5 protein-coding genes are annotated in these 7,526 nt (G+C 64.2%); 2 read left to right on the forward strand and 3 right to left on the reverse strand.

Annotated features, from left to right (window positions below; translation table 11 throughout):
* Positions 1-2: 2 nt before the first annotated feature.
* Positions 3-2,648: a PSD1 and planctomycete cytochrome C domain-containing protein gene (locus VEK15_19320; protein ID HXV62858.1), complete on the reverse strand. Its 2,646-nt coding sequence runs from the start codon at positions 2,646-2,648 to the stop codon at positions 3-5.
* An 81-nt stretch (positions 2,649-2,729) separates the two neighbouring features.
* Between VEK15_19320 and VEK15_19325 the strand changes: the two genes are divergently transcribed.
* Together VEK15_19325 and VEK15_19330 are read left to right on the forward strand one after the other, a co-directional pair.
* Complete coding sequence (locus VEK15_19325) at positions 2,730-3,518, forward strand: c-type cytochrome (protein HXV62859.1); 789 nt, start codon at positions 2,730-2,732, stop codon at positions 3,516-3,518.
* Complete coding sequence (locus VEK15_19330) at positions 3,518-5,152, forward strand: PQQ-dependent dehydrogenase, methanol/ethanol family (GenBank protein ID HXV62860.1); 1,635 nt, start codon at positions 3,518-3,520, stop codon at positions 5,150-5,152. The genes VEK15_19325 and VEK15_19330 overlap by 1 nt, the downstream gene beginning before the upstream one ends.
* Here VEK15_19330 and VEK15_19335 read toward each other — a convergent pair.
* Entirely contained in the window at positions 5,133-6,152 is a 1,020-nt protein-coding gene (locus VEK15_19335; GenBank protein HXV62861.1) for an adenosine deaminase, read from the reverse strand. The genes VEK15_19330 and VEK15_19335 overlap by 20 nt on opposite strands.
* Positions 6,153-6,171: 19 nt before the next feature.
* Positions 6,172-7,398, reverse strand: coding sequence for a hypothetical protein (locus VEK15_19340; GenBank protein ID HXV62862.1), 1,227 nt, complete (start codon positions 7,396-7,398; stop codon positions 6,172-6,174).
* Between the last annotated feature and the right edge of the window lie 128 nt (positions 7,399-7,526).

Genomic DNA, 7,526 nt, shown 5'->3' on the forward strand with positions numbered 1-7,526 from the left:
GCTCACCTCAGGTACAGGAACTCGTTCAGGTTGAGCATCACGTGTGCGAGGTCGACCAGGGACCCCTGTTGGATCAGCTCGCGAGCGATCTCGGCTTCCTCCTCGGTGGGAGGCCTCGCAACCACGATGCGAAACGCGCGATCGATCCGGGCACTCACGAGGTCGGCGCCGCCGTCCGGTACCTCTTTCTCTAACCGTTCCGCGAACCGCCGCGCCTGCCTCAGCACGAAGGGATTGTTCAGCAGCGTCAGGGCCTGGGTGGGTACCGTCGAGACGTTACGGGCGGCCGCGGTCACGTTCTGATCGGGAAGGTCGAAGGTATCGAAGAACGGAAAACCGAGCGAACGGCGACGGTACACGTAGACGCTTCGCCGCCACGCTTCGGGCCCGTCCGGCTGGTTTCGCCAGGTTCCGTGGGCCTGCGACGCCAGAATCTCTTCGGGCACGTAAGGGAAAACCGGAGGCCCACCGATGGTGAGGTCGATGCTGCCACTCGCCGCCATGATGGAATCACGCACGATCTCGGCCTCGAGTCGATGCGGGCGGTATCTCCAAAGGTAGTGGTTTTGCGGGTCCCGATCGAGACTGGTGGCATCGACAAATGTGGACGCCATCTGGTAAGCCTCGGAAGTCATCATCAACCGGTGCATGTCTTTGAGGCGAAAGCCGCGCTTCATGAATTCGACCGCGAGCCAGTCGAGCAGCTCCGGGTGTGACGGTCGCTCGCCGACCTTGCCGAAGTTGTCGAGCGTCGCGACGATGCCGCGTCCGAAATGGTGGTGCCAGATCCGGTTGACCATCACGCGGGCCGTGAGAGGATTCGATGGCGACACCAGCCATTCCGCGAGCGCGAGACGGCGTCCCGAAGTGCGGCCGTCGGAGCGCGGTATCTCGGTGGGTGGATCGCCGTAGGTCGCAACCGAGACGAACCCGGGAGACATGAGAGATCCCTTGCTGAAGGGATCTCCCCGGACGAGAAAGTAGCTTGGCGGAGGCTCGTAGGGCTTCGGACCTTCGTGAAGGAAACTTCCGGGCTCATCGGGCCCGACGCGACATTCGGGACATCCGACGATCTCGTCGCCAAAACCATCGGGCGCGTACCGATAGTCGCCGTCGGTGACGATCTCCGCCATGGCGGGTTTTTCGGGTCGCTCGTTCTCGAAGGCCGCGATCCGGTCGTTCAGCGCCTGACGCCGAGCGGCGTCCTCGGGCGTCAGGGCAGCGTCGACCTGCTCTTGCGGCACCCCGACCGAGAGCACCTGGACCGCCAGGAGCTTCTCGCCCGGCGTCCGTTCGTCCTCGGGCTTCAGCACGGCGCGCTGCACGTGAGCCGGAAACCGCTCGCGCAGCTCCTCGAGCTGCAGTCGATTCCGATAGGGGGCTTCGATCTCGGCGATTCCTTGCTGGAGCGCCTGCAGCCGTGCGTCGATCTCCGCGTTTTTCTTCACGTAGGCATCGACTTCTGCTGGAGAGAGGAGCGGGTACTCGGTCTCGACGTAACCGAAGATCGACGCCTGCAGGCGGTAGTAGTCCCTTTGGGGAATGGGATCGAACTTGTGGTCGTGACAGCGCGCGCAGTGGACCGTCAGGCCCAGGATTCCCCGGCCGATCGTGGCGAGCACGTCGTCGAGGTAGTCGTGCCGGCGCTCGGGATTGTCTTTCTCGCGAAAGAGCACCCGTGGTCCGGCGCGCAAGAACCCGGTGGCGATACGCGTTTCGTGGCTCGCGTCGTCGAGCTCGTCGCCGGCGACCTGCTCCATGATGAACCGGTCGTAGGGCTTGTCCTCGTTGAGCGACTCGATGACGTAGTCCCGGTAGCGCCAGGCGTTGGGGCGGTCGCGGTCGTGCTCGAAGCCGCTCGAGTCCGCATAACGCGCCACGTCGAGCCAGTGACGGCCCCAGCGCTCGCCGTAATGCGGTGAGGCGAGAAGCCGATCGATCAGTTGCGGCCAGGCACCCGGTCCGGTGTCATCGAGGAACGCTTGCGCCTCCTCGGGCGATGGAGGCAGGCCGATCAGATCGAGATAGGCGCGCCGGACGAGCGTTGCCCGATCCGCTGATGGTGCGGCGTGAAGGCCTTTGTCGCGCCGCGCTCGCTCGAGGAAGAGGTCGATCGGATGCTTTAGATGGGGAAAATCGGCGTTGTCCGGAAGGGGAGCCTGGGCGGGGAGCCGGAAGGCCCAGTACTCGCGGGCAGCCGCCACTGCGTCGGGCGATAGCTCTTCGCCTTCGAGGGCTAAGAGCGCATCCGCTGCCGTCGTCGTGGCTCCGGTGTCCCAGTGGGCCCCTTGGTCGATCCAATCGCGAACGGCCGCGACCTCGTCGTCGCTGAGGGTCTCGCCCTCCATCGGCATGAACGGCTGCTCGAGCCCGGCGACGACCCGATAGAGACGGCTTTCGTTAGCACGACCCGGTACGATCGCGGGGCCTCGAGCCCCCCCTTGTAGCGCGCCCTCGCGAGTGCGCAAATCGAGGCTCGACAGCTGCACGGCGTCCCCGTGACAGTTCCAGCAGCTTCGCTCCATGATGGGCCGGATGGCGGTCTCGAAGTCGGGGGGAGGCTGCGCGATGGCCCCGGGAGCGGTGACGAGCGCGATCGCGGCTTCGAGCGTGAGAATGAAGCCGAATGGCCTCCAGAGATTGCGCATCACCGCCTCGCCACGAGATTCTACCTCCTCGACGTCGATTGCCGAAAGCGATTATGATCGTCGGCCGCAAGAGGTGGCACCATGCGCACAAGCCTTCTCGTTGGTCTCGTTAGTCTCCTCGTCACGAGCCACGGCACCTCGCGGCTATTCGCTCAGGAGAACCCCTTCACGACGACGGTCGACGAGCGGATGGGCGCGCGCGTTTTCGCTTCCGAGTGCGGGCGGTGCCATGGACTCGATGGAAAAGGCAACGATGAAACCGGCGCCCCCGACCTGACCACCGGCACGTTCAGTAATGCGAGCACCGAGGCCGGCCTTTTTTCGGTCATTCGCGACGGCATTCCCGGCACGACGATGGTGGGGATCGGGTGGGCGCCGGCCGAGACGATCTGGCAGGTGGTGACCTACGTCAACTCGCTCAACCCCAATCCGGCCGACTTCGATCTGCCGGGAGATGCGCGCCGCGGTGAAGCCGTCTTCGCCGGGAAGGGGAACTGCCGGAGCTGCCACATGGTCAGAGGTGCCGGGGGGCGGCTCGGTCCCGATCTGTCGACGGTCGGCAACCGGCGCGACCCCGATGAGCTGAGGAAAGACCTGACGGATCCGGATGAGACGGTCGAGCCCCGCTGGTGGACGATGAAGGTTGTCCGGGCGGACGGCTCGCGCGTCGAAGGGCTTCGAATGGACGAGGACACGTTCACTCTTCGCATCATGGACGGCAACGAGAACCTCTGGCATTTCTCGAAGAGCGGAGTTCTTTCGATCGAACGGAGCGAGAAATCGACGATGCCGAGCGCCACCGAGACGTTGAACGAGAGCGAAATTGATGATCTGATTGCTTACTTGTTCTCACTTCGGAAAGAGAGCTGATGATGAAGAGTCTCGCGTTCTGGACGGCGGTCGTCGCCTTCTCGCCGCCCCTAGAGGCTCAGGAGGCGTGGCGGGACGACAGGGCAACGCCGGCGCTCCGGCCGGTAAGCTGGGAGCGTCTCCTGAACGCCGCCGATGAGCCCGAGAATTGGCTCATGTACTCGGGCACGCTGGACAGCCAGCGGTTCAGCCGCCTGGACCAGGTTCATCGGCACAACGTCTCCGAGCTCGAGATGAAGTGGGCCTATCAGATCCCCGAGATCGATCGTGCCGAGACGGTGCCGCTCGTGGTCGACGGCGTCATGTTCATCACCGAGGCTCCGAGCAACGTCGTGGCGGTCGACGCCGGCACCGGCCGGCCGTACTGGCGCTACAACCACGAGCTTCCCGAAGATCTTCGGCTCTGCTGCGGCCGAAACAATCGCGGGGTCGCGATCCTGGGTGAGACGTTGTTCATGAGCACCCTCGACGCCCACCTCGTCGCCATCGACGCCCGAACCGGAAGCCTCAAATGGAACGCCGAGACCGCCGACCACCAGAAGGGCTATAGCAAGACGGCGGCACCGCTCGTAGTCAAAGAGCTGGTCGTCACCGGCGTCGCCGGCGGAGAGTACGGAATCCGCGGCTTCCTCGATGCCTACCATCCCCAGACCGGCGATCGGGTGTGGCGCCTCTATACGATTCCCGGACCGGAGCATCCGGACAATGCGACCTGGGAGGGGGATTCGTGGAAGACCGGGGGCGCCCCGACGTGGATTACCGGGGCGTACGACCCGCATCTGAACCTCATTTATTGGGGCACGGGAAACCCGGGCCCGGACTGGAACGGCGAGGTGCGCCTGGGAGACAACCTGTATTCGGACTCTGCCCTCGCGGTGAATGCCGACACCGGAGAGCTCGAGTGGTACTTCCAGTTCACGCCCTGGGACGTGCACGACTGGGACGCGATTCAAGTGCCCATCCTCGGAGATATCGATCTCAACGGCACACCGCGCAAGGTCATCATGTGGGCCAATCGCAACGCCTTCTACTACACCCTCGATCGCGTAAACGGGGAGTTCCTCGTCGGGACGCCGTTCGCGAGACAGACCTGGGCCGAGGGTCTCGACGAGAAGGGGAGGCCCATCCGCGCGCCGGGAAAGCTCCCCTCGCCCGAAGGCACGGTCGTCTCGCCACCCGTCGCCGGCGGGACCAACTGGTGGTCGCCGGCTTACAGCCCAACCGCCGAGCTCTACTACGTGAACGCGCACGACGGGGAGCAGAAGTTCTTCCTCCGCGAGCAGGAGTATCGCGACGGCGAATATTACACGGGAGGCGGGGCCGAGAATGTGCTTCCCATGGACAAATACAAGAGCGCCATCCGGGCGATCGACCCGCGAAACGGAGAGCTACGCTGGGAGTTCGAGATCCAGCCGCGATCGACGGCGGGTCTCCTGGCGACGGCCGGCGACCTGGTCTTCGGCGGGACGGTGGACGGCTATTTCTTCGCGCTCGATGCCGAGAGCGGAAAAGAGCTGTGGCACATCGCCCTCGGTGCCCGGGTGCACTCCGCTCCGATCACCTATTCCGTGAACGGAGCGCAGCTCATCTCGATCGCGGCCGGCAACGTGGTGTTCACCTTCGGGCTGGACTGAAACCATTCACGTAGTCGTCGAGCTCTCGGACAAGAGCGTCCCGCTTTTCCCGGTCCAGAAACGACGCCTCGAAGGCATTTCTCGCAATCTGATGGATGTCGGAAACCTCGAGTCCCAGAGCCCGCTGCGCGGCTAGAAAGTTGTCGGTGACGTAACCGCCGAAATAGGCGGGGTCGTCCGAGTTGACCGTGACGCGAATCCCGAGCCCGAGCAGGCGTCCGAGGTTGTGCTCGCCCATGGTCTCGAAGACCCGCAACCTGACGTTCGACAGCGGGCATACCGTCAGGGGTACTCGCTCGCGAACCAGTCGTTCGACGAGCTTCGGATCTTCGACGCAGCGAACCCCGTGATCGATCCGCGACACCTGGAGCAGGTCGAGCGCTTGCCAGATGTATTGCGGGGGACCCTCCTCGCCCGCGTGAGCGACCGTCTTGAAACCCTCGCGGCGGGCTTCGGCGAATACCTTCACGAATTTCTCTGGCGGATGGCCCATCTCCGAGGAGTCCAGGCCCACGGCGACGATTCCCTCGCGAAGACTCAGGGCCTCTTCGAGCGTGGTCCGCGCCGAGTCCTGCGAAAGGTGGCGGAGGAAACAGAGGATCAGGTGCGACGAGATTCCGAAACGCTCGAGGCCGTCCGCGAGCGCCCGCCGGATCCCGCCGATCACGGTGGCGAAAGCGATTCCGCGCTCGGTATGTGCCTGCGGATCGAAGAAGATCTCCGCGTGTCGCACCCGGTCGTCGCGGGCTCGCTCGAGGTAGGCCATCGTCAGGTCATAGAAATCCTGCTCGCGGACAAGGACCTTCATCCCCTCGTAGTAGAGATCCAGGAATGACTGGAGGCCGGTGAAGGCGTAGGCCTTTCGGATCGCATCGATGGATGAATACTTGAGCGGGACGCGATTGCGCTCGGCGAGAGCGAGCATCAGCGCGGGCTCGAGGGTGCCCTCGATGTGAACGTGAAGCTCTGCCTTCGGCAGATCGCGAATGAAAGTTTCCACGGGACTCGATGATCTCACATCATCCGGCGTACAGGCGAAGCTCGGTGGCGAAACGATCGGCGATCTCGAGCGTCTTCTGGAGATCGGGGTGACGCACGATGATCATCCCGTCCGAGACGAGGGTTTGTTTCCAGTCGCGGCGGGGCGCTCCAACCGGGAGGAGGTCGAGCACGACGACGTGCTCGGAAAGCTCGGTCATGAGATGCTCGAGGCCTTCCACCCGCTGAATGCGGCCCTGGCCCTGAGCGCGCTTGTAGATCCAGGCAGCGTTGTACCTGCGCTCGGCTTTCTGACTGAACCGGCCGTGACAAACCGCCTCCGCCCAGCCGGTGAAGAGGTCGACATCGGAAGCGAAGTTGATCAGATCGACCAGATGCGCCCCGGGTGGACGCGCTGCGATCTCCCCGAAGACGGCTTCGCCCGCAGGCGTCAGGAACCACTCCATGTGGGTGAAACCCGTTCGGAAGTCCAGCGCCTTCAAGACCGCCTCGCCCATCTCGCGGCCGGGTCGAAGCTCGGGGGAGCCCGCGTCCCGAACGACGACGGTCTGAGGACTGATCCATTCGTGAGAGCGCGCTTCGAGAGCTCGCGGACGGTAGAACGAGATGCTGTAATGCAGGATCGTTCCTCCGGCGCATACCGTGTCATAGGTGTAGTCCATCCCCACGATGAACTCTTCGACGCTGACTTCCGGTACGTGCCGCAGGCGAGGAAGGATCTCTTCGAGCTCCTCGGAGGTGGAGACTCGATAGGTATCCGCGGACCCGGCGCCGGCGATGGGTTTGACCACGATGGGCGTGTCGGGAAAACCGATGTCCGCCGCCGCCTCGCGGCATTCCCGGATCGAGGTTACGCTGTGATGCCTCGGGGTACGAATGCCCGCCGCGTCGAGCCGGCGCTTCATGATCTCTTTGTCGCGAAATGGGACGGTCTCTTCGACGGTCATACCCGGCAGTCGGAGGTGCTCTCGGAGCTTGGCGGCGAGGATCATGAACGGCTCCCACAGACACTCGATCCGGTCGAGGGGCGCACGGTGGTGCGCGTTCTCCACCTCGTGGAGGATCGCGGCTTCGTCGGTGAACGACGGAACCTGGATGTAGGCGGCGAGGTTCTCCCGCGCGGTCTGGGGAAGCGCCGAGGTCGGCTGGTCTCCGAGACCGATCACGTTGGCTCCGACTCGCTTCAGCCCCCGTACGAAATAGGGCATTTCCGCGGGAAATCCCGGGCTGAACATCAAGACGTTCACGCGGTCACTCCAGCTCCACGTAGATGCGCTCGACGAGACGTTTGAGGCCGCGCTCGACCACCTCGGTATCCGGATGGCGCAGGATCACGTAACCCTCTCCCTCGTAGGTGCCGGTCGGCGCCTGTCCC

It is taken from the genome of Vicinamibacteria bacterium (genome assembly GCA_035620555.1).
Classification (GTDB): Bacteria; Acidobacteriota; Vicinamibacteria; order Marinacidobacterales; family SMYC01; genus DASPGQ01.